Genomic DNA, 23,778 nt, shown 5'->3' with positions numbered 1-23,778 from the left:
ATTATTATGCTTGATATAAAAGAAAACCTTTTGGTAAAACCATTATCTGTTCTGAAGCAGTTTCGATAGAAGAACTTAGCAAAACTTCTCGATCAGTTCTATCAACAAATTGTGTCTCTTGGCCAGTATTAAAAATCCCATAGATCGTTTGTTCCTCCAAACGACAAGCGAGTCTAATCAACCCCGTTTCAAAAGAAGTTCCTGTCCAATCGATTGTTCCACCAGAAAAAACAGCCGCATACTTTTTGCGAAGGGCAATCAATGATTTTACAAATTCCTTCAAATCCAAATCTTGCTGATTTCCCTCCCAAACCATACAACGACGACAATCAGGATCCATATCACCTGTCATACCAATTTCATCACCATAGTAAAGACAAGGGACGCCTGGTTGAATATACGTAAACGCTAATACTTGGCGCATCAGCTCTTTATCCTCTTTCGTTTCATGCAATAAGCGTGGTGTATCGTGGGAATCTAAAACATTAAACTGCATTTGATTCGTTTGTTGTCGATAGAGCATTAACTGGTTGTTCATTTCAGAGAGCATCTTTTCCAAGGACAGTTCTTGCTTGACAAAGTAGCCCATAATCGCATCTGTGTATGCATAATTCATCACTGCATGAAATTCGTCTCCTTGGAGCCAGCTTTGCGACGAGTGCCAAATTTCTCCTAAAATATAAAAATCTTCTTTTGCGTCATCACATGTTTGCCGGAATTTTTTCCAGAACGCATGATCCACTTCGTTTGCCACATCTAAACGCCAGGCGTCAATATCATATTCCTCAATCCAATAACGAGCAATTTCTAAAAGATAGGCTTGCACTTCTGGATTTGCTGTATTTAATTTAGGCATATGCGGAGTGAATGCAAAAGTATCATAGGTAATGTTGCTTGCTTCTTCAAAATCAGCACTTTCTTCATAGCTAGCTGGAAACTCATTTACGTGGAACCAATCGGCATAAATTGAGTCCTGGCCATTTTTTAACACATCTTGCCATTGAGGCGAAGTGTCCCCCATATGATTAAAAACGGCGTCCAACATAATCTTAATGCCCCGTCGATGACACTCTTCGACTAAACGCTTAAAGGTAGTGCTATCACCAAAAGCTGGATCAATTTTTAAATAATCAATCGTATCATATTTGTGATTAGAAAACGCTTCAAAAATTGGGCAAAAATATAAGCCGTTAACACCTAAATCTTCAATGTAATCAAGATGATCTAGCACCCCTTGCAAATCCCCACCAAAAAAATCTTGTCGATCTGGTCTTTTAGATCCCCACGGCAACGTCCCTTCAGGATCATTGGTGGGATCACCATTTGCAAAACGCTCTGGAAATATTTGATACCAAACCGTTTCTTTCACCCATTCAGGTGCTTTAAAACGATCGACTTCATGAAAATACGGCATCCGAAAATAATTATTCGCCATCTCTAAATACTTTTCTTCTAAAGGATAAATGCCGTGTTCGCCATAAAACGCCGTCAAGCCATCCGTCCCTACTAAAGTAAAAGCATATGAAAGGCGTTTAAATTTTGCACTTAATGCAATAAACCAGTAATCATATAACTCCGTAGATACTAACTTCTCCATGGTTAACGACTGTTGGTACCACTTTTCTTTCCCTAAAAGATAAGGATCTCCTTGCACTAATTGGACAGAGGCAATGTCGCCTTTTGCCGTACGCAAACGAATATGCATTGTTTCTTCTGTATAAAGATAAGCAAATTCACTTTCTGGACGATGGTAGATTGCAGCAGTGTTCATTTAATTCTCTCCTTTAATTGTCGCTTTTCGTGTATTTTCTAATACTCGAACACATTTTAGCGCAAACGATTGCATTTGTATACCCTTTTTTATTTTTTTATTTAAAATGCTCAATTAGTGGTATACACCACTTTAAATAAACAGTATGTTATTTATAACAAAAAAACTTTTTTAACTTTCTCGATGAAAAACACTTGATTATTTCCGCAATCGGTTGCATAATAAGACTTGTAAAAAATAATTTTTGGAGGGTTCAAAAATGAAAGCGAATTGGAAAAAGATTTTAATGGGCGGTATCCTTTTAAGTGCTTCCGCGGTTTTACTTACTGCCTGTGGTGGTGCAGAAAAAACGAAAGCTGAAAATGAAAGCGGTTCAGCAAATAAAGCAGCTGGTGACGTAAAATTATGGGTTGATACTGAATATATGGGCGTCTTTAAAAAAGTTGTCGCCGATTTTGAAAAAGAAAACCCCGATATTAAAGTTAACTTAACTGCTGGAAATTCGGCAGATGCTAAAAAAGACATTGCAAAAGATCCTAAAGCTGCCGCAGATGTTTTCATGATGCCACATGATCAAATTGGTCAAATGGCAGAAGCTGGTCTGATTTACCCTAACACAAAATATGAAAAAGAAGTCAAAGAAAACAATATCGACTCAGCAGTTGCAGGGGTCACTTGGAAAGACAAAGTCTATGCCTACCCTTATGCCGTAGAGTCACAAGTTCTTTATTATAACAAAGATACGTATTCTCCAGAGGAAATCAAAACTTGGAAGTCTTTAACTGAAAAAGGCAAAATCGGTACCAATTTTGGCGAAGATGGCGCAAATTATATCTTTGGTCCTTTATTTATGAGTAACGGCGATTACTTATATGGTGAAAATGGCGAAGATCCAAAAGGTACCAACTTTAACAACCAACAAGGTATAGAAGTATTACAATGGATTGCCGATCAAAAAAATAATCCTGGTGTGATCCAATCAAATACAGAAGCATTGTCTAATCTAGGTTCTGGCAAAACGGATGCCTTCCTTTCCGGCCCTTGGTCTAAAAACGATGTAGAAAAAGCTCTTGGCGACAAAATGGGGGCCGCTGCCTACCCAACCATTGATTTTGGCAATGGAGAAAAACAAATGAAAGCTTTCTTGGGCGTTCGTAGTTTTGCTGTCAACCAACAAACACAAGCACCATTGGCCGCAATGACATTAGCAAACTATTTAACCAGTGAAAAAGCACAAATGACTTACTTCAAAGAAATCGGCTTTGTCCCTTCAAACAAAAAATTACAAACAAACGAAGAAATCACACAAGATACTGTTGCAAAAGCTATCTTAGAAATGGCGCAACCAACCCACTCTGTGGTAATGCCAAAAATCCCAGAAATCGTTTCATTCTGGCCTGCGATGGATGCAGTGATCAATGATACGTACAAAGGCAATATCAAACCTGCGGACTATCAAGCAAAATTAGATAAATTAGTCCAAGACACATCAAAAGAAGCAAAAGAATAAAAAGAGTAAAGAAATGGGACGAGCTTCAATCTGCTGTCCCATTTCCTCTATCTTTTTTATTTAAGTAGAAAGTGAGTGAACGAAGATGTTCAAGAAAAAGAAAGCCCAGACGTCATTTCGAGAGGTCTTTAAAAAAGGCGACTTCGCTACAAAACTATCTTTTTTAGTTATGGGTGCTGCAAACTTCGCCAACAAGCAGTGGTTAAAGGGAATCATCTTTTTAACAGCTGAAATTGGCTTTATCTATTGGTTAATCCGTAATGGTTTCCACGCATTAATGATGCTAGGAACACTAGGGACCCAACAGCAAGGATTAGTATATGATGATTCTTTAGGGATTGAAGTTCTAAAAGAAGGCGATAATTCAATGCTCTTATTATTATTCGGAATTGCAGCAATTTTAGTCTGTTTATCGCTAATCATTTTATATGTAATCAATTTAAAAAGCGCCCGTCACCTATATGAATTAAAGACAGCCGGCAAAAAAATTCCAACAACTATGGATGATTTACGTAGCTTGTTAAACGAACGTTTCCATGCAACTTTAATGACGATTCCCTTACTAGGCGTTCTTTTCTTTACCATCTTGCCGTTGTTATATATGATTTCCATTGCCTTTACCAACTACGACCATAACCATTTGCCACCGAAAAACCTTTTTACTTGGGTTGGATTGGCAAATCTAGGCAATGTAATCACAGGCGATATGGCTTCAACGTTCTTTCCAGTACTTGGCTGGACCTTGATTTGGGCTGTTTTCGCAACCGCAACTTGTTTCTTTTTTGGAATCATTTTAGCCTTGCTTATCAATACAAAAGGCTTAAAATATAAAGCGTTTTGGCGGACTATTTTTGTCATCACGATGGCCGTACCTCCGTTTGTTTCACTTTTAATTATGCGAAACCTCTTAAATGGTTCCGGACCTATCAATGCTCTGTTGTTAAACTGGGGCTTAATCGATTCTTCTATCCCCTTCTTAACAGATCCGAATTGGGCAAAATTAACCATTATTGTTGTCAATATGTGGATTGGTATTCCTGCTACGATGTTAATCTCTACAGGGATTATCCAAAACCTTCCTGAAGATCAAATCGAAGCAGCTAGAATTGACGGTGCAAATAAATGGCAAATTTTTAAAAGTATTACGTTTCCACAAATTCTATTTGTGATGACCCCGGCGCTGATTCAACAGTTTATTGGCAACATCAATAACTTCAATGTCATTTATCTATTAACAGGCGGTGGGCCAGCCAATTCTAACTTCTACGGTGCAGGCTCAACTGACCTTTTAGTTACCTGGCTATACAAATTGACTGTCGATACAATGGATTACAATTTAGCCTCTGTGATTGGTATTTTAATCTTCATTCTCTCCGCAGTCTTCAGTTTAATTGCCTATACACGGACGAATTCATTTAAGGAGGCGTAACTTATGGCTAAAGCAAAAAGTTACCAGAAAAAACAACGCACTGCACTTACCAGCGTTTATATCATTCTAACCATTTTAGCAGTTTTTTGGATGTTCCCCATTGTGTGGATTATCTTAACAAGTTTTCGTGGCGAAGGCGGTGCATTTGTTCCCTATATCATTCCCAAAACATTCACTTTAGAAAATTATAAAGTATTATTAACAAATCAGACTGGCAACTTCCCCTTTGTCCGTTGGTTTTTGAACACCTTGTTCGTCTCCATCGCAAGCTGTCTGTTATCAACTTTTATTACAATCGCAATGGCTTATGCGCTGTCACGGTTGCGTTTCCGCTTAAGAAAACCATTTTTAAAAGTGGCGCTCGTTTTAAATATGTTCCCTGGTTTTATGAGCATGATTGCCGTTTACTATATTTTAAAAGCCTTAAATTTAACTGAAAGTTTATTCGCTTTAATTCTGGTTTACTCTGCAGGCTCGGCGCTAGGTTTTTACATCGCCAAAGGGTTCTTCGATACCATTCCGATGGCTTTAGACGAATCGGCTATGATTGACGGTGCCAACAAGTGGCAAATTTTCACAAAAATTACGTTGCCATTGTCGAAACCAATTATTGTCTATACTTCTTTAACCGCCTTCATGGGCCCTTGGATGGATTTTATTTTCGCAAAAGTTATTATGGGTGATAAAGTTGAAAATTACACCGTTGCGATTGGTCTCTTTTCGATGATGACCAAATCAACAGCCAATTCACTATTCATGGCTTTTACAGCAGGATGTGTGCTGATTGCCATTCCAATTACTATTTTATTTATATTAATGCAACGTTTCTATGTAGAAGGCGTGACTTCTGGCTCTGTCAAAGGCTAGAAAAAACATCGTTTGGTTTATAGCCAAACGATGTTTTTTATTTTTTGGCGTTGTTTTCCTTACACGTTTTTCTTCGTAGCGCTTGATAATTGGACAAAATTTTCATGACCGCCAAAAAGTGTTGATTGACCTCTTGATAATCCTCTAAGGAAAGAACACTAAGCGTTTCAGATAGTTGCTGTTTTACTTGATTTTCTTTTTGCTTAAAGAGCTTCTCGCCTTCTTTTGTCGTATAAACATTAACCACGCGGCGATTTTCTTGATTATGGCGACGTTGAACAATCGCTCGTTCTTCTAACCCCGCAATAGAGCGACTCACTTGAACTTTCGACGTTCCTACTTGGTTGGCTAACTCCGTCATACTAATTCCTTCATTTGTTGCCACAATTAATAAAATTAACATGTCTAACTTGGTTAATTTTAGATCCTCCAAGTCTAGGTCTTTAAAAAGCAATTGGCTCATATATGAAAAAATTTCAGTAAAGACACTAATATCTAAATTTGATGAATGCTTCTCTTTATCCATATGTTCTCCCTCGTTTCCCACCTAGTGTATACTAAATTCACTTGATTATCAAATGGTAATGATTGATTTTTGTTAACTATTATGTTACGTTATACACTAACTTAAGGTTGTGTTGTTGATAAATTGGAAGAAGGATGCGAAAAATATGCTAGAACTCAAAGATATAAAAAAATATTATACTGTCGGCGGAACGACCACTAAAGCTTTAGATGGCGTCTCTGTCGCTTTTCGAAAACAAGAATTTGTAGCCATTCTGGGTCCCAGCGGCTCTGGTAAAACGACGATGTTGAATGTGATTGGCGGATTGGACAATTACGATTCTGGTGACTTAATCATTAACGGCAAATCAACAAAAAATTTTAAAGAAGCCGACTGGGATGCTTATCGGAATAACTCAATTGGTTTTATTTTTCAAAGTTACAACTTAATTAGTCATCAAGGGATTTTGGATAATGTCGAGCTTGGTATGACACTGAGTGGTATTTCAAAAGCAGAAAGACGCCAAAAAGCCGAAGATGCACTCATCCGTGTCGGTTTGAAGGACCATATCCATAAAAAACCTTCCCAATTATCTGGCGGTCAAATGCAACGGGTTGCCATTGCTCGTGCTTTAGCTAATGATCCCGATATTTTACTTTGTGACGAACCAACTGGTGCATTGGATTCAGAAACTAGCCTGCAAATTATGGCACTTATCCAAGAACTTTCGAAAGAAAAATTAGTCATTATGGTGACCCACAATCCTGAATTAGCTCATGAATACGCTGATCGAATTATTGAATTTTCAGATGGCCAAATTCGTCATGACTCGCGTCCTCATATTGAACATGAAAAAAAAGAACCTTTCGAATTGAAACGCACCAAAATGAAATTCACGACTGCGCTGCGTTTATCTTTTAATAATATCCGCACTAAAAAAGGGCGAACTTTTTTAACCGCCTTTGCTTCAAGTATCGGAATTATCAGTATCGCGATTGTCCTTTCTCTTTCAACAGGATTCCAGAAACAAATTGATAAAACTCAGTCGGAAACGTTAGCGCAATTTCCGATTACCATTTCTAAAATAGCGACAGATCAAGATCCAGAAAGTTTCAATAATCAGGACAAAAAAGGCACCTTCCCGAAAGAAAAAGAAGTGACTGCTAAAATTAGCGATGCGGACCGTGCGCAACACACGAATTTAATTGATCAAAAGTTTATTGACTATGTCAATCACATTGATCCTGAATTAAGTAATAATATCGGCTATACTCGTCTAGTCAATATGAACTTATTAAGAGAAATCAACGGGAAAGCACAAGCTGTCAAATTTTCAAACGATGCACCCGACGGCCAATCAAACGCGATGGCTTCTATGATGGCTGCCCAAACTGGCGTCGGCGTTTCTGCTTTTCCTAAACAACTAGAAAATGGAAAAAACAATTTCTTAAAAGACAATTACTCGTTGCTTGAAGGAAATTATCCAGAAAAAGAAACCGATGTCGTTTTAATCGTCGATAGTAACAATACCACCAATATTAATGCTTTAAAAAATCTTGGCTTTGACGTGAAAGATAATCAAAAGATTGCCTTTTCAGACATTGTTGGCACAAAAATGAAATTAGCCAATAATAATGCATTTTACACCAAATTACCGACAGGCAACTTCATTCCTAACCAAGATTTGCAAGCTGTTTACGGTAATCCAGAAAATACCGAATTAACAATTTCAGGGATTTTGCGAATTAAAGATTCTTCAACAATGAATCTATTAGCACCTGGAATTGCTTATAGCGATGCACTTTCAACTAATATGATTGCCAAAAACAAAACCTCTGACATTGTTAAAGCGCAAGAAGCCAGCAACACTAACGTTATGACTAACGAAACATTAGATGCTTCCGCGAAAGAAAACCTGTTGTCTTATTTAGGAGCGAACGAAATCCCTTCAAGTATTATGATTTATCCAAACGATTTCAAATCAAAAGATAAAATTCTTGATTATTTAGATGCTTATAACAAAGGAAAAGATAAAAAAGACCAAATCATCTATTCTGATTTAGCTGGAACAATGACCCGCTTAACAGGTGGTTTAATGGATGCCATCACCTATGTGCTGATTGCATTTGCTGGGATTTCCCTTGTTACAAGTATGATTATGATTGGGATTATCACCTATACTTCTGTCATTGAGCGGACCAAAGAAATCGGTATTCTGAAAGCGTTAGGAGCTCGTAAAAAAGATATTACCCGGGTGTTCGATGCCGAAACTGCTATTTTAGGCGTTGCCTCTGGTATTCTTGGTGTTGTCATTGCCTTTCTCGCAACATTTCCGATCAATGCAGTGCTCTATAACCTGACTGATTTAGAAAATGTTGCCACCTTAAATCCAATTCACGGGATTATTTTGATTGTAATTAGCACAATCTTAACCATGATTGGTGGCCATATTCCTGCCCGAATGGCAGCGAAAAAAGATGCGGCAGTTGCTTTACGTGCAGAATAAATAACAAAAAATAATCCTTTAATTTCTCTTAAAGGATTATTTTTTGTTTGTAATTTTTATAAAACCTCCGTATACTAAATGATTGTGAATACTTAATAAAAGGAAACGAGGTAATTTCATGTTAAAAAAACCATTTTTACTATTTTTTTCACTTTTAGGAGCTATTTTTATTTTAGCTAGTTGTGGCATAGGAAAAGATGCTGTCACAGATACTAAGTACAAAGTTAGTTTGCAGCAAGCTGCTGAAATCTACGAAAAAGAAGCTGGCAACAGCAAACCATTAGTAAATGTCCAATTTGATACAGAACCAGCAAGTGACTACAGCTATATCTTTACCAACGATACAGAAACACTTTACGTGAATCCTGAAACAGGAAAAGTCACCAAAAATACTGAAGCAAATCAACTTGGCGAAAACGAGACAGCCTTTTCAGCTGCTGAAGTCAAAGAATTAGGCGCTGTTAACGACGTCTTAGCCAAAGCAAAAAAAGAAGTTGGAGGACTTTCTCCACGTATTTTGACTTGGAAGTTAACCAAAAATAACAATAAACTTGTTTATACAGTAGATGTTAAAACGACTAAGGCAGATGAAAAAGTTACCTTAGATGCCAATAAATAAGCACAAGCGTATAACTTATCACGAAATAACCAAATCTTAAAATACTCTTTGGGACAGAACCTACGCATTCGGAAACCTTAACATTTTCTGAAGCCGATCGTTCTGTCCCAATTTCATTCTTTTAAGTAATAATAATTGTTCATTACCCCTGCTACCGTTATACTTAGTTTAAAAGAAAAGATGGGAGTATCAATTCATGGTTTATACAGTTGATTTTAAAGAAGTAGCCACTATTGGTTTAGAAAGTTCACCAGTGGCACCTGCCCTTGCTGGACTAAGAGCGAATGAAGCTCGCTATTTTTGGAATAAATACAAACATCGCTTTACGACCGTCCCTGCCTCTGAAGCTCCAGAAACATTGGCCTGGATTGAAAAAATTTTATTAGAACGAGAATTACATTTCCCTTACAAGCCACTTGAAATTTCTTCTTTCACTTTAGATGGCATAAAAATGGCCTATGTATTTTATGAAAACGGCTTAGCAGTTAACGTGATGTACACATTAGCTGAGGAAGGCAAACGCGCCGTTGGGTTTAAACTTTCAGATGGTATGGCAATCCCTGCAGAATTTGAAGGAAAATTCAAATTTGCTCGTCAAAAATCAAAATTAGCTGGAACCATTCGCGGCTCTTATTTTGTCATTAAAGGAACCTATTAAAAAAATGCTTTTGCCCTTATTCTTAAAGGCAAAAGCATTTTTTTATTTTAATTCTTCAATATAGTTAAATACTTGTTGTCCAGCAATACCGCCTTCACCGACCGCTGTCGTGATTTGACGCAATGTTTTTTCACGGACATCACCAATGGCATAAACACCAGGAATTTTTGTTCTCATTTCTTGGTCTGTTTCAATCCAACCAGCCTCATTCGTAATACCAGCTTTCTTAAATGGTTCTGTTAATGGATCTAGCCCCACGTAAATGAACACGCCGTTTGCTTCAATTTCAGAAACTTCATCTGTTTTGACATTCCGGGCTTTCACACCTGTCACGACCATTTCATTGCCAACAATTTCTTCGACAACTGTATCCCAAACAAAGGAAATCTTTTCATTTGCAAAGGCACGATCTTGAATGATTTTTTGCGCACGCAATTCATCACGGCGGTGAACAATCACTACTTCAGAAGCAAATTGTGTTAAATAGATTGCTTCTTCAACTGCAGAATCGCCGCCACCAACAACTACTAAGCGTTTATTTTTAAAGAAGGCACCGTCACAAACGGCACAATAAGAAACACCACGGCCAGCAAATTCTTCTTCGCCTTTTACACCCAATTTTCGGTGTTCACAGCCTGTTGCAATAATTACCGCTTTAGCTTCATAAGATTTGTCATCACAAATCACTTCTTTATAGGATCCGTGGTCTTCGATGCCCATCACAATGCCATACGCATTTTCCGTACCAAATTTTTCTACATTTTCATACATTTTATAGGCCAATTCTGGACCCATAATAGAATCAAAGCCTGGGTAATTCTCTACCTCAGCAGTGTTGTTCATTTGCCCACCAGGCGCACCGCGTTCAATCATCAATACAGAAAGATTAGACCGTGATGCATAAAGTGCTGCCGTCATCCCAGCAGGACCGGCACCAATGATAATTACATCATACATTTTATTTCCCCCAAAATTTTAAGTAAGTTTACTTTACTCCTTAAACAATTTCTTGTCTACTTTTCTGCCCTTTTTTGACATTCGGAGTAGGTGTGTCTATTACGTAAGTTATTGTACCACGGTTTTGTGTTTTCTAGGAGGGGGAAGGAAGATTAATTTAGCTATTGTATTTAAACCAGAATTCTTCAATTTTTTCTTTGAATGCTATCGTTGGATAATTCCCTCTTAAATCAAAAGTGTGTCTATCACCATCACTAAATTTTATTTGATAATTATAAATAACCTCACTTTCCATTTGTCTGAAAAGTCCTACATCAATGACCTCCGACCAACCACGCACTATTAGAAATCCCTTTTCATGATATGACAAACCATGACTGTCCATTCTATATAAAATGCCACCATATTTTCTGATATACTTAGTCTCATTAATCCCAGTTTCGATTATCAAAAAAGCAAACATACATATTAATTTAAGTAAGGATAAAGCACTGATTAGTATAGCCACTACTGTTAAAAAAACAAAAAAATTATATTACTTGTCACTGGATTTTTATAGAGTGGAAAGTAAAACCATACCAAGCAACTAAGTGTGACAAAAATAACACCTAGTCCTATACCAATTTTTTTGTACCCATCTGCCTTAGTCAGTCTCACTTCAAATATCTCTTCCTCATTTATAAACTTTTATCTTCTCTTTCCTTACGACAAAACTCTAATCAGTACAAAACTATTTAACACCAATCATCAAATCAGTGTATACCTTATTATCTATTACTTGCGGACAATAGAAAATTGGTGAAACAATTGTCAAATCTTCCTGAACAACTATAGTGATTAACTCTTCTAATGCTTTAGAGAATTCAGATAACTTATCGCCTTTTGCTCTAGTTGCTAACATATTGTTCACCTGAAAATAAGATTGGAAACGATATTCTGCTGGAAGATTCTCTTGGCATTCTTCATTGACAGGTAAAAAAACTTGAATCAGCAATTCTTCTTCACGAATGTCAGAATTCATTGAATAGAAAAAGCTGTCTGATAAAGAATAATCTGCTTCAAAAATTGTTTCCAAAGCATCTTCTAAACAACGACCCATCTCCTCTGAAGTCGTTACATAATAACGACTGATGACATTTTGATAATGTAATGATTGTTTATAGCCAATCGTTTTTCTCATTTTTTCACCTACTCTTTTGTTGGGATTAAAACATCTACCCAATATTCATCATAAACTAAGGTCATTACCAACAATAATTTATCATCAAATTCAATCTTTTGTTCCAGCAAGTAATCCGTCATTTCCTCAATATTAGCGCCAAGTTCATCATCAAAAGGAATTCTTTTACGAACTAGATGATCATAATGAATATTTTCTACAGTAAAAATCTCGCCACTTTCAACTGGCTCATTCACAGGAATATAAAATTTATACGTTTGTTCTTCTTCACTTAATTCAGTTGGTTTTAGTTCAATCATTGTTGGTCCATTTTTATAAAAACCTTCTTCATAAGTTAATTCTTCTGATTGTAAAATTAAATCCACTAATTGATCTGTTGTTGCTCGTTTTTCAATATACACTAAATTGTTCATTTCCAATGAAACTTTTTCAATCATCTTTTTCCCTCTTTTCATTAAATTAATTTCCTAAAATCGATCTATTTTTAAATTTTTCAATACCTACCAATTCCTTTGATTGAATCTTTGAAGGCTGGTTTTAAGCCTCCTTGCGTGCTTGGAGTCAAGTAAAGTCTTTGCCTTTTCTCATATCGTTATCAATGCCAGTTAATTTATCAAACTTACTCAACCATTTCCCGGCTTTTTTGATGACTAAAGTGCCGTCTGACATTCGTTTAATTCTGGAAGAAATATAGTTATTTTTTGGTTCTCTTGTTCTTCATCATTTCAATTGAATTCCCATATACAGATGTATTTTCATTTTTTTCTGATTCTTTTTTCCAATATTGTAATATTCTTGGTATTTGAAAAGTTAAAGCAAATTGCAAGGCTGATACCATTACTACCAATGCTAAATAAAAAAGATTAATATTATCCAATGCAGTAGAAGCCATGGCACCTATTATAGCTAAAATGGATAAACAATTGATATAATAGTTTGCATACTTATCTCTGATATCAAAATTATTATTTTTTAGGGAGAGATACACTAATATACTATTGATGATTATCCCTAATATCCAAAGTAATAAAACCATTAATTCACCAACAATAAATTTTTCAACAGTATTACTTAGTAAAATCGAGAAATATGATACTGTGAGAAGTAGCAACATTACCAATGAGATATACGGAATTATTACTATATACTTTTGTTTTTGATTACTTTTAAATACGACTGTACCCGTTACTATTAATACAACAAAAAATATAAGTATCCCTAATTGAACATTAGCAAAAATTATTGTATGACGATTATATATTTTTTCTTTATTTCCTGACCAATAAGTTAACAAAAAAATTGTGATAAACACTATATAACAAACCAACATTGACGAAAAAGACTTTATAGTATATTTCTTTTTGCTATTTTTTTCATAAAATTTTGGTATAAAATTAGATATTATTTGAACCATCCAGATACTCCTTTTATCATAGAGTTAACTCCTGATTTTATATTTTTTGTTATATTCATTTGTTTATCAGCCCAGTTTAAACCTTGGCTAACTATTATCCCTGCCCCCACAACAGCCCAAACTGGTGCAAATGTAGCTACACCCGCCGATACAGCTCCTATCGCCGCCGTTGTCACTGCTACTTTCCCGACATCCACCAATGCACCACCCACTTTACTTGCGGTAATTTCTTGCCCTTTCAATCCGTCTTTTCTGGCTTGTTTCTCACTCTTGCTGATTCCTTGAACGACATCTACAGCTCCTAAAGCTATGTTCAACCCTGGCACAATTTTTCCTGCACCTTTTGCATTGACTAATGCTTTGGCATCTTTCACAACACCATTAATCCCAAAACTTACGCTTTTTTTCAACGCACCACCAGCACTCTTTAAAGTTCCTTTGCCAATTCCTTTAACTGATTCTTTGAATGCTTGTTTTGATCCTTTTAATACAACATTTTTATCCACTAACTTCAATTTATCCAGTAATGAATCGCCTAAATCAGTGAACTGTTTTAAACCGCCTGAGGTGCTTAGGCGTGTAAATGATTTCCCTTGTTTTACGTATTTATCAATCCTTGTTAATTTATCTAGTTTGCTTAGATATTTTCCAGCTTTATTTATGACCAACTTACCATCTGCCATTCACTTAATTCTTGAAGAAATATAGCTATTTTTTTGTTTTCTTGTTCTTCATCATTTCAATTGAATTACCATAGATTGACGTTTGATCATTATTCGAATTATTTGGTTTCCACAGAAGAAGGATTCTATTTAAATGAATAGTTGCTAAAAGAAGAGTCATGATTAAAATACATGCACAACCTAAGATTCCCAAAAACCAATTATCTGTAAAATCTGATATAAACAGAAATACTATCCCTAATAAACTAACTCCATTGAGCAGAAAGTTAAAAAATTTATCTCTTATTTTATAATTATTTTTGATAACTGAGCGTTTAATAGAGAATAGATATAAAATTTCAGCTATTACAAATGTAACTAAAGTAGCTATACTAACTTCGACAAAAGTTTCAAAAGAATTATCTAATAAAAATGATATACAACCTAGTATCAAAAATATATCCACTATCATAGATACATAGAAAAAAATTCCTGCCCACTTATTTATACTGCTTTTGAAAACATAATTTAAATATATACTTAGATTTACAACTATTATAAATATAGTGATAAAGGTTAATATATCTAGAAATAGCTTATCAATTACTATATCATTACCAAATACATAATAAAAAATCTGCAATAAGAATGTAGCTAAAAGTATATACAAGCCTCTTTTTATTGTTCTGGTTGTTATTTTTTTCTTGCTCCTTATTTTGTATTGATTTGGAATGTAATTTTTTATTATATCTTTCATTTTCCCCACCCCGAATGCCTTTTATCATTGAATTAACTCCATGTTTTAAATTTTCTGTTGCTTTAAACTTCTTATCTAAGAAATTTATTCCCCAGGACATTGCAATACCTGCTCCTACCACACCCACAACAGGAGCGCCAAAAAATCCTGCTACAGCACCAGCCGCTCCTATCACCGCCGTTGTCACCGCCAACTTTGCTTGCGGTAATTTCATGCCCTCTCAATCCGTCTTTTCTTGCTTGTTTCTCACTCTTGCTGATTCCTTGAACGACATCTACAGCTCCTAAAGCTATGTTCAACCCCGGCACAATTTTTCCTGCACCCTTTGCATTGACTAAGGTCTTGGCATCTTTCACGACACCGTTAATCCCCAAACTTATAGTAGTTACTACTTTTTATTTTTCCTTTTCTTCATTATTTCAATGGAATTTCCATAAATAGATTTATCTAACTCTATATTTGACTCTTTTTTCCAATAGCTTACTACTCGTGAAAAGTGAAAAAAGCTTAAACATAATAACGATATTACAACAAATGGCACACCTATAAAAAGTAATTTTGTATTATCAATTGTTGTCGATAATAATAAGATAATTGTACCTATTCCTCCTAAAATATTCATATAGTAATTTGCAAATAAATCTCTAATTGAGAAATCTTGCTTTTTTAAAGAAATTTTTACTAAAAATAAATTGTACAGAAAACCAATTACTACTCCAATTAAAATAACTATACTTTCTTTTAAAAATACTTCTAAAGAATTCTCTATCAACAACGTTACTGTAGCAAGCATAAAAAATAAAAATACTACCCCAGACAAATAGACAACTATTACCAAATATTTTTGTATATGCTTATTTTTAAACAAAAATATACAAATTAAATTTATTAATAATATTCCTGTCATCCCTACAAATAAATTTCTAGAAAAAGAATTGTCAAAAATAGATCTTGTATCAGTCAATTGAAAGATTAATAGAATTGTAATTAATGTACCGTAACCACCTACAGCTAATAAAAACGAATTCATCTTAAATTCTTTCTTGCTAATTTTTTTATAAAAATCTGGTATGAAATTGTCTATAATTTTATTCATTTAAACCATCCTGAAACTCCTTTTACTAAGGAGTTTACACCTTTCTTTGCTTTATTAACAACTTTGCTTTTTTTTATAGAAAAGTCAGCCAATGCCCCTACGAGCATACCTGCTCCTACAACAACCACAACAGGAGCGCCAAAAAATCCTGCTACAGCACCTGCCGCTCCTATCGCCGCTGTTGTCACCGCCACTTTCCCGACATCCACCAATGCACCGCCAACTTTACTTGCGGTAATTTCATTCCCTTTCAATCCGTCTTTTCTGGCTTGTTTTTCACTCTTGCTTATTCCTTGAACGACATCTACAGCTCCTAAAGCTATGTTCAACCCTGGCACAATTTTTCCTGCACCTTTTGCATTGACTAATGCTTTGGCATCTTTCACAACACCATTAATCCCAAAACTTACGCTTTTTTTCAACGCACCACCAGCACTCTTTAAAGTTCCTTTGCCAATTCCTTTAACTGATTCTTTGAATGCTTGTTTTGATCCTTTTAATACAACATTTTTATCCACTAACTTCAATTTATCCAGTAATGAATCACCTAAATCAGTAAATTGTTTTAAACCGCCTGAGGTGCTTAGCCGAGTAAAGTCTTTGCCTTTTCTCATATATTTATCAATTCCGGTTAGTTTATCAAACTTACTCAACCATTTCCCGGCTTTTTTGATGACTAAAGTGCCGTCTGACATTCGTTTAATTCTGGAAGAAATATAGCTATTTTTTTGTTTTCTTGTTCTTCATCATTTCAATGGAATTTCCATATATAGATTTGTTTAGGTCAATCTCTGGTGGTTTCTTCCAATATCGTATTACGCGAGGGAAATGGAAAATTCCAACACATAAAAAACTACTTATTGCCATTAACATTCCAGTATGAAGAAGATTTTCATTATTTATTTGAGTTGCTAAAACAATCAAAATACCACCTATTATTGTTATCAAATTTATATAGTAATTGGCTCCTTTATCTCGAATAGACAAATTTGATTTAGACAGCGAAATACTCACCAGTATAAAATTATATAGAACCTCTATAGTTACAAGAATGATTACAAAAAACAATTTAAAGATAAAAGTTTCATAAGACCCATTCACTAAAGAAGTTAATAAAGCGACTATACATACACAAAAGAACATTCCCGAAAAATACAAACCTAAAGCAAAATATTTCTGAAATTCAATCTTTTTATCAAATAAAAGAAAGCCAATGATATTAAATAAAATAATTAATATCATTAAATACGAAAAAGTATTGATAAAACTATTAGATGCCTTAGATATAACTCCTTCTGAATTTCCTGCCCACTTACCCACTAACCAAAAAATAAGAAAGGAAAAATAAGATCCTACAACAATCAAAAAAGATTTTTTTGTATATATTTTTTTGCTAGTTTTTTTATAAAAGTTTGGAAGGAAGTTTTTAAAGATTTCTTTTATTTGAACCATCCAGACACTCCTTTTATCATTGAATTAACTCCTGATTTAAGTTTTTTAGTTACTTTCCATTTAGAATCTACATAATTAACTAGTGAACCCGCAACTATGCCTGCTACTACAACACCCCATACTGGTGCTGTAGCCAAAGCTGCCCCAGCCGCTCCTATCGCCGCCGTTGTCACCGCCACTTTCCCGACATCCACCAATGCACCGCCAACTTTACTTGCGGTAATTTCTTGCCCTTTCAATCCGTCTTTTCTGGCTTGTTTCTCACTCTTGCTTATTCCTTGCACAACCTCCACAGCACCTGCCGCTATGTTTAATCCGGGAATAATTTTTCCTGCACCTTTTGCATTGATTAATGCTTTGGCATCTTTCACAACACCGTTAACGCCAAAAGAAACCCCTTTCTTTAACGATTTACCCATTGATTTTAGAGTTCCCTTTGCGACTCCTTTAATACTTGCTTTACTAAAAGCTTCACCAGATTCTCTTAGAATAGACTTCTTATCTACTAAATCTAATTTGCCTAATAATTTATCTCCTAGTTTAGTAAATTCCTTTGCGGTCCCCGATGCAGTGATACTTAATGACCGGTGACCTTTTGGCACATAATCATCAATATCTGCTAATTGATCTAATTTTTTTAGCCAGCCTTTTGCTCGTCTCATTACCAATTTTCCATTTGGCAGACGTTTGATACGACTAGAAATGTATAATTTTTTCATATGGTTTATATATTTTTTTCCTGAAACAACACCTTTTGCTATCGCATGCTTAATTAATTTATCTAGTTCGTCTAACTTTTCTTCTGTTAAATTACCATCCATAGCCATTAAAATTTGATGGTCTTTTTCAAAAGCAAGTCTATCTTTTTCTTCTTCCTGGACTTTTTTATGCGCTTCTTTTATTTCATTTTTAAATGTTTTATCCGTAAATATTTCCAATGATTTGGGATTGGTATAGCTTAATCCTCCGACTTTCGCGATTTGGCTGGATTGTTGGGCTAGTTTGTCTTTAACAGCACTGTCTGCTTTGTGTCCGTTAAAGGTATCCATGCCTTTCAGCGTTTCCGTCAAAATTTTCTTAGCCTCTTCCATTTTTTTATTAAATTGATTGGATGGTGCGGAAATAGGGGCGATATGTGCTACAGAACTGTAGATGTTGCTAATTTTCTTATCTAATTTCGCAAAATTTGATAACGATGTTGAAAATTTTCCTTTCGCTTCATTTAAGGCATCTGTATCAATGATGGCTGATTCACTATTTTCCTTCACACTAGCTTTAAAATCACTAATTGTTTTTTCCATTTCTTGTGCTATTGTATGTAAAAGATCATAATAATTGGTTAGCATCGGTAGTTGATAATTACCAATTTCACCATTAATAGCTGTTTTGACTTTTCCAGATAAAGCATCACTTCCTTGGACTGTTTTCCAATCGCTTTTGGCACGATTGATTTCTGCTTGTAGTTTATTTCTAGAAGAAGTAATTTTGTTTTTAGCTTCCATCACTTCACGCATATTAATTTTCATTTGTCCACCTCCTCATTAGACATACGTACACGAATATTTTTCATCTTGCACCAATTGTTTTCTCAAAACTTCAAAAGTAAACTTTTCCTCGTACGCATTAGTAGGCCCTTCTGAGATAACTCGTTTTACCATGACCGAGTTAAAATAAATTGGCTCCACCTCTGCTTGTAATCCAAATGGCCATAAAGTTCCTACGTAATCAATCATCATTTGCGTTTCTGGAATGGTTAATTTTCTCCCTTGAACAGAAACAAATAAACCTAATTCATCTGTAGTAAAAAGCGCTTTAACATCTTCGGTTAATAATTCTTCATCTAATTCGACAATGGTTCCAATTGGATAGATTTCTGTAAAAATTGTATCAACGAAACCCATAAATCGTTTAAATTGTGGCACGGTCAATACAACTTGTTTTTTTAACCAAGCAAAAGTGACTCTTTCCTTTTCGTAATCAAAACTAATATGAATAATCGCGCCAATTCTTTGTTTATGTTCATAACTTGTGGTTTGATTGAGGAAACTTTGATAAATATTTTGAGCTAATTGGGGTTGACCGCCCAAAATTAAACCGAGTTCGTTTATGGTGTCCTTTGTTATTTCTCCAGTCAGGTTACTACTTTCTATAGTAGCCACCCACAACTCCTTTTGTTGTTGATTCATTTTTCTTCACTCCTTATTGACTAATTTTCATAGTAGCAGCTCCCGCTTTATCATCATTGGCTTTATTTTTTCCGGCAGCAATCATTTTATTGGTGCTTCCTTTTGCAAATTCTTTGTAACTTTCTAGAGAAGAATTGATTTGCTCTATCATTGTTTTGAATTCTGTAAAAGGTCGCGCATTTGTTTGAGAAAAAGATACAGTTTTCATTTTGCCAATTCTTGAAATTGTGCTGTTTGCTTTATTGACAGATTGCATCCATTCCGATAAATTTACACCGCTTTTCATTATTTTTTTCACTCCTTTATTAAGAATCCAAACTCATTGCTATTGATAATAGTGCCGAAATTTGTGAATTTAATGAACTGATTGTCATGGCTTCACGTTGCGCTTCTTCTTGTAAGTTAGACAATTTCCGTTGAAACGTTTGTAAATTTTCTTGATTTTTTGTGGCATATTTTGATAAATCACTATCTACTTTTCTAACTTTTTCATTATACTTATTCCGTCGTGTGCCTTTAAAATTACTTCCAGAAATACTCTTTAACTGACTAGAAACGGTTGATTTCAATTGATGAATACTAAGAATCTCTCGACTTAATTCACGAATTGCTTTTTCTAATTCTCGAATTTTCTGATCAATTTGATTTTTGTTGGCTTGTGCCATGTTGACCTGACTACTTAAATGACTGGCTTCAGCACGCTTTCCGGCTGCCAGTGCTCTTTTTTGCGCTTTTATTGCTTCATCACTCATGAGGTTCCTCCTTTATCGAATCCCTAAAATCGTTGAAATCACTTGAGCCAATACACCACTAGCAGTATTTAAAAATAGATTGGACGTAAAAATTTTCCGATTCATTTTAATGATTGTCTCAAATTGTTTTGCGTCTTTTTTTTCAACAGCTTTTAGCGCTTGCCTGTTGACTTGTTTTGTTTCGTCTTCATTTTTCAATGAAGTGATGACTGCTTTAAAATTAGCTTCAAGTACCGGCCAATCATAAACAGGTTGTTCATTTTTTTGATGATTCTGGTTGCCAAATATCGAATGATGAATAGTACTATCTGTGATATCCCCAACAGTAGTTGACGAATGTTCTTCATGATTATTCGAATGCATTGTATTGCCTTGTTGAATCCCTGTGTTTAGGTTGGCCTGGTTGCCATGAATTACATGGTGATTTCCTTGAATAATTTTTTGTTCCGCAATATTGATTTCTGAATACATATTTTTGTGATTGAATGCTGCTTCAACTGCATTACGGACTTTGTTTAAAAATTCAGCATCTTGAAAATAAAGGGAGTAATTATCTCCAGAATTTAGTTGAAAGATTAAATATTCTTTATTACTTTGATGTCTTTGATAAACCATATAGATATACAATCCTGTCAATCCCATAATAATTAAACTAATCCAACGTAATCCTTCAAACCGAATAGTTCCAAAAGCTAAAACAAAAATGCTTATCGCCATCACAGGAATTCTCATCCGCTTAGTTCCAGCATATATTCTGGAAATGTTACTTAATTGTAAAGTTAGATGATCAAACCTTAAAATGTTATCTTTGATAATAAAATGATTTGTTTCAATTTCTTCTTCGCTCTTTTTCATATCAATTAATTTTGACAATTCATTATTCATAATTCCACTCCTTTTTATTCACTTACTAACTTCACCCGCATTGCTGTTCGACCTTCAAAGAAATGAGATTCATCCAATTCCACGGCAGGTTCATTATAATCACTTTTCGTTTTAACAAAGCTTTGGTCTGCGAGTCTGGTACCAACCATACCCGCTGGGATATTAGCACGTAATAATTTATCGGCATCATTAAAACTGTTTTCCAATAATTTTTGATTGGTTTGGAAAATAAAATACATCGCGACTTTGCTACCTTTTTTCAGTAGGATATTTAGGTTTTCAGCACTAATAAAGGATTTTTCGACAAATTGTTGCGCTTCGGGAATATAAATCAACATCGGTTCATACTCACTAATCATTTGTCGTTGTTCAATTTCCTGTAGTAATTCATTGACAAAGTTTCCATATTCAGTTCCTGCGATCACTGTATCAAAGCTATCTGCATAACCGCCAAAACGGTCACTATGGTTAAAGATAATCCGTTCGGCACGCCCTCTAAAATGCTTCATGTCTTCGATAATCACTTTTTCAACAGATTCATTTTGTTGTGGTGTATCCTCACCAATCACAAAATAACCATGTTCTGTTGGTTTGAAGCCCACTATGTTAGTCGTTTCTTTATCAAAGGCAATAGGGAACTCCATATTTTCCAGCATTTGTTGAGCGTGTGGATGATTGTATAGATTCGCCATAGCGATTGTTTTCGGTAACATTGGGATTGGTAGCGGTCGTTCACCGCCCCATTTTTGGCTCATCTTTTCAATTTCTTGTTCTAAACGGTTTAAACGAGCGATATCATTTTCCCCTTCTGTTGGTAGATAGATTTGAATTTCTTGCGGCTGTTCCAATTTCACTTGTGCACGTCCCATAATTTCTTGTGGAATCAAAGCTTCTCGTCCAACAACATCACGAATCGCATCTTCTTCTACTAAATACAAACCGATATGTGTTGGGATATTACTTGTCATACTCATTTTAAAGCTATTTGTTCTTAGGACCGTAATAATGGTATACAAGCCAACACTTGCTCCTTCTCGTAGCAATTGATTTAAAACAGATTCAATTGGATCTTCTAATGGGCTTTCTTTGACTGCATCAAACCCATCTACAATCGTAACAATCACTGGTAATTTCTGTCCTGATTTTTCTTCGTATTGATTTAAACTAGCAACACCGTATTCAGTAAAGGCATCTTTACGCTCTTGAATTTCTTTACGAATTCGTTTTAAGAATTTAACTAATTTTTCCTCTTCTTCCAAACGGACTAAATCAGCAACGTGTGGTAATTTTTTCAATGGTAACAACCCATTTGTACCAAAATCAAACAAATTAAATTGAACTTGTTCTGGTGTATTTTTACGAGCAAAGTTCATTACTAGGGTTTGCAAAGCTGTTGATTTACCGAACCCTGGTGAACCATATAAGGCAGTATGATTTAATTCGTGCAAATCGAAATTGAAATTGACTTGTTCTTGTTTTGCTGGAATATCCATAAAACCAAAAGGAACAGAAAGTTCTCATTGTTCTTGCCATTGCGTTTTAAAAAGTGGTGAAACAATTTCTGTTGCTAATGGAGGTAACCAAGGTTTCTCTGGTAAAGTTGCTTGACTTTCTTCCGCATGCTTGGCAATTTCTTCAACAATTGCGTCTAATTGTGTTAACTCTTCCTCCGTTTTAATAGAAACCTCTTCTTCTTCGGAAAGGTCGGCAGTTAATAATTCGTATTGTCCTAATTGATTAATTGACCAAATCCTTTCATCCACTTTTTCTTCTTTGGTAGCGAATGGATCATAGTTAGCACCACTCCAAGCAGATTGGAATAATTCGTAAATTTCATTATTCCCTACTTGCAAATAAGCACGACCCGGTTGAGTAATACTAGCAGCATCTGGGGTTTTAATAATCTCATTGGAATCATTGGCGTCAGCAACTTTTAATGCCAGCTTAAACCGTGAGTTTGACCAGATTTGGTCATCAACTACGCCGCTTGGTTTTTGTGTCGCTAAAATTAAATGTACACCTAACGAACGACCAATCCGTGCAGTAGAGACAAGTTCTGCCATGAAATCTGGTTCATTGGCTTTTAATTCAGCAAATTCATCGCTGATTAAAAATAAATGGGGTAATGGCTCACTTGGATAGTTTTTCTTTTCTTCTGGGTCAGTAATTTCTTTTCCTTGTTTATATAATTTCGTATAACCATTGATGTGGTTAACCCCGTATTCTCCAAATTTTCGTTGCCGTTTTTGTAGTTCTGCACGAATACTTTGTAATGCTCTAGCTGAACTAGCTCCATCTAAGTTAGTAATCGAACCCAACAAATGAGGTAATTTTGCAAATAAGTTAGCCATTCCGCCTCCTTTAAAATCAATAGGTAAAAAACCTACATCTTCTGGAGCAAAATTAACAGCTAATGACAACATATAACTTTGAACGATTTCAGACTTACCAGAGCCAGTCGTTCCTGCGACAAGTCCATGGGCACGTTCATGTAAGTTCAAGTAAACAATGTCATCTTTGCCACGAACACCAAGAGGAACTGCTAAAGACTTAGAAGTATCGCTCTTTGCCA

22 protein-coding genes and 2 pseudogenes are annotated in these 23,778 nt (G+C 35.2%); 6 read left to right on the top strand and 18 right to left on the bottom strand.

Going from position 1 to position 23,778, the window contains the following annotated elements; all coding sequences use genetic code 11:
• Positions 1 to 4: 4 nt before the first annotated feature.
• Positions 5 to 1,771, bottom strand: a complete 1,767-nt coding sequence (locus tag IGL48_RS05890) for a glycoside hydrolase family 13 protein (protein ID WP_010824611.1) — start codon at positions 1,769 to 1,771, stop codon at positions 5 to 7.
• A gap of 259 nt (positions 1,772 to 2,030) precedes the next feature.
• Between IGL48_RS05890 and IGL48_RS05885 the strand changes: the two genes are divergently transcribed.
• The 3 genes from IGL48_RS05885 (at position 2,031) to IGL48_RS05875 (ending at position 5,577) form a co-directional block, all read left to right on the top strand.
• Complete coding sequence (locus tag IGL48_RS05885; RefSeq protein WP_002382263.1) at positions 2,031 to 3,281, top strand: extracellular solute-binding protein; 1,251 nt, start codon at positions 2,031 to 2,033, stop codon at positions 3,279 to 3,281.
• A gap of 85 nt (positions 3,282 to 3,366) precedes the next feature.
• Positions 3,367 to 4,710 (top strand): carbohydrate ABC transporter permease, encoded by a 1,344-nt coding sequence (locus tag IGL48_RS05880; RefSeq protein WP_002357775.1) that lies wholly within the window; start codon positions 3,367 to 3,369, stop codon positions 4,708 to 4,710.
• 3 nt (positions 4,711 to 4,713) lie between these two features.
• The gene (locus tag IGL48_RS05875; RefSeq protein WP_002360454.1) at positions 4,714 to 5,577 is read left to right on the top strand and encodes a sugar ABC transporter permease; all 864 of its coding nucleotides are present in this window, start codon (positions 4,714 to 4,716) and stop codon (positions 5,575 to 5,577) included.
• Positions 5,578 to 5,614: 37 nt separating this feature from the next.
• Here IGL48_RS05875 and IGL48_RS05870 read toward each other — a convergent pair whose 3' ends face one another.
• The gene (locus IGL48_RS05870) at positions 5,615 to 6,124 is read right to left on the bottom strand and encodes a MarR family winged helix-turn-helix transcriptional regulator (protein ID WP_002365578.1); all 510 of its coding nucleotides are present in this window, start codon (positions 6,122 to 6,124) and stop codon (positions 5,615 to 5,617) included.
• A gap of 124 nt (positions 6,125 to 6,248) precedes the next feature.
• Here IGL48_RS05870 and IGL48_RS05865 point away from each other — a divergent pair, with 124 nt between their 5' ends.
• The 3 genes from IGL48_RS05865 (at position 6,249) to IGL48_RS05855 (ending at position 9,865) form a co-directional block, all read left to right on the top strand.
• On the top strand, positions 6,249 to 8,588 hold the full coding sequence (locus IGL48_RS05865) for an ATP-binding cassette domain-containing protein (RefSeq protein ID WP_048949368.1): 2,340 nt from the start codon (positions 6,249 to 6,251) through the stop codon (positions 8,586 to 8,588).
• A 118-nt stretch (positions 8,589 to 8,706) separates the two neighbouring features.
• Positions 8,707 to 9,207: a plasmid sex pheromone cAM373 precursor gene (gene camE / locus IGL48_RS05860; protein ID WP_065420516.1), complete on the top strand. Its 501-nt coding sequence runs from the start codon at positions 8,707 to 8,709 to the stop codon at positions 9,205 to 9,207.
• A gap of 196 nt (positions 9,208 to 9,403) precedes the next feature.
• Positions 9,404 to 9,865, top strand: coding sequence for a hypothetical protein (locus IGL48_RS05855; RefSeq protein WP_002355960.1), 462 nt, complete (start codon positions 9,404 to 9,406; stop codon positions 9,863 to 9,865).
• Between the two features lie 42 nt (positions 9,866 to 9,907).
• Here IGL48_RS05855 and trxB read toward each other — a convergent pair whose 3' ends face one another.
• The 16 genes and pseudogenes from trxB to essC all read right to left on the bottom strand — a co-directional run.
• On the bottom strand, positions 9,908 to 10,822 hold the full coding sequence (trxB, locus tag IGL48_RS05850) for a thioredoxin-disulfide reductase (RefSeq protein WP_002357780.1): 915 nt from the start codon (positions 10,820 to 10,822) through the stop codon (positions 9,908 to 9,910).
• 157 nt (positions 10,823 to 10,979) lie between these two features.
• A complete protein-coding gene (locus IGL48_RS05845; protein ID WP_229236164.1) occupies positions 10,980 to 11,207 on the bottom strand; it encodes a hypothetical protein in 228 nt (75 codons plus the stop codon).
• Positions 11,208 to 11,552: 345 nt separating this feature from the next.
• Positions 11,553 to 12,002, bottom strand: a complete 450-nt coding sequence (locus IGL48_RS05840; RefSeq protein WP_002361728.1) for a DUF5085 family protein — start codon at positions 12,000 to 12,002, stop codon at positions 11,553 to 11,555.
• 8 nt (positions 12,003 to 12,010) lie between these two features.
• A complete protein-coding gene (locus tag IGL48_RS05835) occupies positions 12,011 to 12,457 on the bottom strand; it encodes a hypothetical protein (RefSeq protein WP_002357783.1) in 447 nt (148 codons plus the stop codon).
• Positions 12,458 to 12,696: 239 nt separating this feature from the next.
• On the bottom strand, positions 12,697 to 13,416 hold the full coding sequence (locus tag IGL48_RS05830) for a hypothetical protein (RefSeq protein ID WP_048949361.1): 720 nt from the start codon (positions 13,414 to 13,416) through the stop codon (positions 12,697 to 12,699).
• Positions 13,404 to 14,099 carry a hypothetical protein gene (locus IGL48_RS05825; protein ID WP_010824608.1) on the bottom strand — a complete coding sequence of 232 codons (696 nt, stop codon included), beginning with the start codon at positions 14,097 to 14,099 and terminating at the stop codon, positions 13,404 to 13,406. The genes IGL48_RS05830 and IGL48_RS05825 overlap by 13 nt, the downstream gene beginning before the upstream one ends.
• 743 nt (positions 14,100 to 14,842) lie before the next feature.
• Positions 14,843 to 15,215, bottom strand: a pseudogene (locus tag IGL48_RS05820) (T7SS effector LXG polymorphic toxin); the annotation flags it as partial.
• 8 nt (positions 15,216 to 15,223) lie between these two features.
• Positions 15,224 to 15,931: a hypothetical protein gene (locus IGL48_RS05815; protein ID WP_048949507.1), complete on the bottom strand. Its 708-nt coding sequence runs from the start codon at positions 15,929 to 15,931 to the stop codon at positions 15,224 to 15,226.
• Positions 15,928 to 16,626 carry a hypothetical protein gene (locus tag IGL48_RS05810; RefSeq protein WP_010824606.1) on the bottom strand — a complete coding sequence of 233 codons (699 nt, stop codon included), beginning with the start codon at positions 16,624 to 16,626 and terminating at the stop codon, positions 15,928 to 15,930. Before IGL48_RS05810 ends, IGL48_RS05815 begins: the two co-directional genes overlap by 4 nt.
• 25 nt (positions 16,627 to 16,651) lie before the next feature.
• Positions 16,652 to 17,383: a hypothetical protein gene (locus IGL48_RS05805; protein WP_010824605.1), complete on the bottom strand. Its 732-nt coding sequence runs from the start codon at positions 17,381 to 17,383 to the stop codon at positions 16,652 to 16,654.
• Entirely contained in the window at positions 17,371 to 18,909 is a 1,539-nt protein-coding gene (locus IGL48_RS05800) for a T7SS effector LXG polymorphic toxin (RefSeq protein ID WP_010824604.1), read from the bottom strand. The genes IGL48_RS05805 and IGL48_RS05800 overlap by 13 nt, the downstream gene beginning before the upstream one ends.
• A gap of 15 nt (positions 18,910 to 18,924) precedes the next feature.
• The gene (locus tag IGL48_RS05795; RefSeq protein WP_010824603.1) at positions 18,925 to 19,569 is read right to left on the bottom strand and encodes a DUF4176 domain-containing protein; all 645 of its coding nucleotides are present in this window, start codon (positions 19,567 to 19,569) and stop codon (positions 18,925 to 18,927) included.
• Between the two features lie 13 nt (positions 19,570 to 19,582).
• Entirely contained in the window at positions 19,583 to 19,855 is a 273-nt protein-coding gene (locus tag IGL48_RS05790) for a hypothetical protein (protein ID WP_010824602.1), read from the bottom strand.
• Between the two features lie 19 nt (positions 19,856 to 19,874).
• On the bottom strand, positions 19,875 to 20,321 hold the full coding sequence (locus IGL48_RS05785; protein WP_002357790.1) for a YwqH-like family protein: 447 nt from the start codon (positions 20,319 to 20,321) through the stop codon (positions 19,875 to 19,877).
• 12 nt (positions 20,322 to 20,333) lie between these two features.
• Positions 20,334 to 21,206 (bottom strand): DUF6232 family protein, encoded by an 873-nt coding sequence (locus tag IGL48_RS05780; RefSeq protein ID WP_010824601.1) that lies wholly within the window; start codon positions 21,204 to 21,206, stop codon positions 20,334 to 20,336.
• A 14-nt stretch (positions 21,207 to 21,220) separates the two neighbouring features.
• Positions 21,221 to 23,773: pseudogene (gene essC / locus IGL48_RS05775) on the bottom strand (type VII secretion protein EssC); the annotation flags it as partial.
• Positions 23,774 to 23,778: the final 5 nt, after the last annotated feature.

This window comes from Enterococcus sp. DIV1090, assembly GCF_050537975.1.
In the GTDB taxonomy this organism is placed as follows: domain Bacteria; phylum Bacillota; class Bacilli; order Lactobacillales; family Enterococcaceae; genus Enterococcus; species Enterococcus faecalis.
This window is presented reverse-complemented; position numbering and strand designations above follow the sequence as displayed.

Coding starts and splice junctions, on each gene's coding strand:
- IGL48_RS05890 (WP_010824611.1), bottom strand. CDS start 1,771: ATGAACACTGCTGCAATCTACCATCGTCCAGAAAGTGAATTTGCTTAT.
- IGL48_RS05885 (WP_002382263.1), top strand. CDS start 2,031: ATGAAAGCGAATTGGAAAAAGATTTTAATGGGCGGTATCCTTTTAAGT.
- IGL48_RS05880 (WP_002357775.1), top strand. CDS start 3,367: ATGTTCAAGAAAAAGAAAGCCCAGACGTCATTTCGAGAGGTCTTTAAA.
- IGL48_RS05875 (WP_002360454.1), top strand. CDS start 4,714: ATGGCTAAAGCAAAAAGTTACCAGAAAAAACAACGCACTGCACTTACC.
- IGL48_RS05865 (WP_048949368.1), top strand. CDS start 6,249: ATGCTAGAACTCAAAGATATAAAAAAATATTATACTGTCGGCGGAACG.
- camE (WP_065420516.1), top strand. CDS start 8,707: ATGTTAAAAAAACCATTTTTACTATTTTTTTCACTTTTAGGAGCTATT.
- IGL48_RS05855 (WP_002355960.1), top strand. CDS start 9,404: ATGGTTTATACAGTTGATTTTAAAGAAGTAGCCACTATTGGTTTAGAA.
- trxB (WP_002357780.1), bottom strand. CDS start 10,822: ATGTATGATGTAATTATCATTGGTGCCGGTCCTGCTGGGATGACGGCA.
- IGL48_RS05845 (WP_229236164.1), bottom strand. CDS start 11,207: ATGGACAGTCATGGTTTGTCATATCATGAAAAGGGATTTCTAATAGTG.
- IGL48_RS05840 (WP_002361728.1), bottom strand. CDS start 12,002: ATGAGAAAAACGATTGGCTATAAACAATCATTACATTATCAAAATGTC.
- IGL48_RS05835 (WP_002357783.1), bottom strand. CDS start 12,457: ATGAAAAGAGGGAAAAAGATGATTGAAAAAGTTTCATTGGAAATGAAC.
- IGL48_RS05830 (WP_048949361.1), bottom strand. CDS start 13,416: ATGGTTCAAATAATATCTAATTTTATACCAAAATTTTATGAAAAAAAT.
- IGL48_RS05825 (WP_010824608.1), bottom strand. CDS start 14,099: ATGGCAGATGGTAAGTTGGTCATAAATAAAGCTGGAAAATATCTAAGC.
- IGL48_RS05815 (WP_048949507.1), bottom strand. CDS start 15,931: ATGAATAAAATTATAGACAATTTCATACCAGATTTTTATAAAAAAATT.
- IGL48_RS05810 (WP_010824606.1), bottom strand. CDS start 16,626: ATGTCAGACGGCACTTTAGTCATCAAAAAAGCCGGGAAATGGTTGAGT.
- IGL48_RS05805 (WP_010824605.1), bottom strand. CDS start 17,383: ATGGTTCAAATAAAAGAAATCTTTAAAAACTTCCTTCCAAACTTTTAT.
- IGL48_RS05800 (WP_010824604.1), bottom strand. CDS start 18,909: ATGAAAATTAATATGCGTGAAGTGATGGAAGCTAAAAACAAAATTACT.
- IGL48_RS05795 (WP_010824603.1), bottom strand. CDS start 19,569: ATGAATCAACAACAAAAGGAGTTGTGGGTGGCTACTATAGAAAGTAGT.
- IGL48_RS05790 (WP_010824602.1), bottom strand. CDS start 19,855: ATGAAAAGCGGTGTAAATTTATCGGAATGGATGCAATCTGTCAATAAA.
- IGL48_RS05785 (WP_002357790.1), bottom strand. CDS start 20,321: ATGAGTGATGAAGCAATAAAAGCGCAAAAAAGAGCACTGGCAGCCGGA.
- IGL48_RS05780 (WP_010824601.1), bottom strand. CDS start 21,206: ATGAATAATGAATTGTCAAAATTAATTGATATGAAAAAGAGCGAAGAA.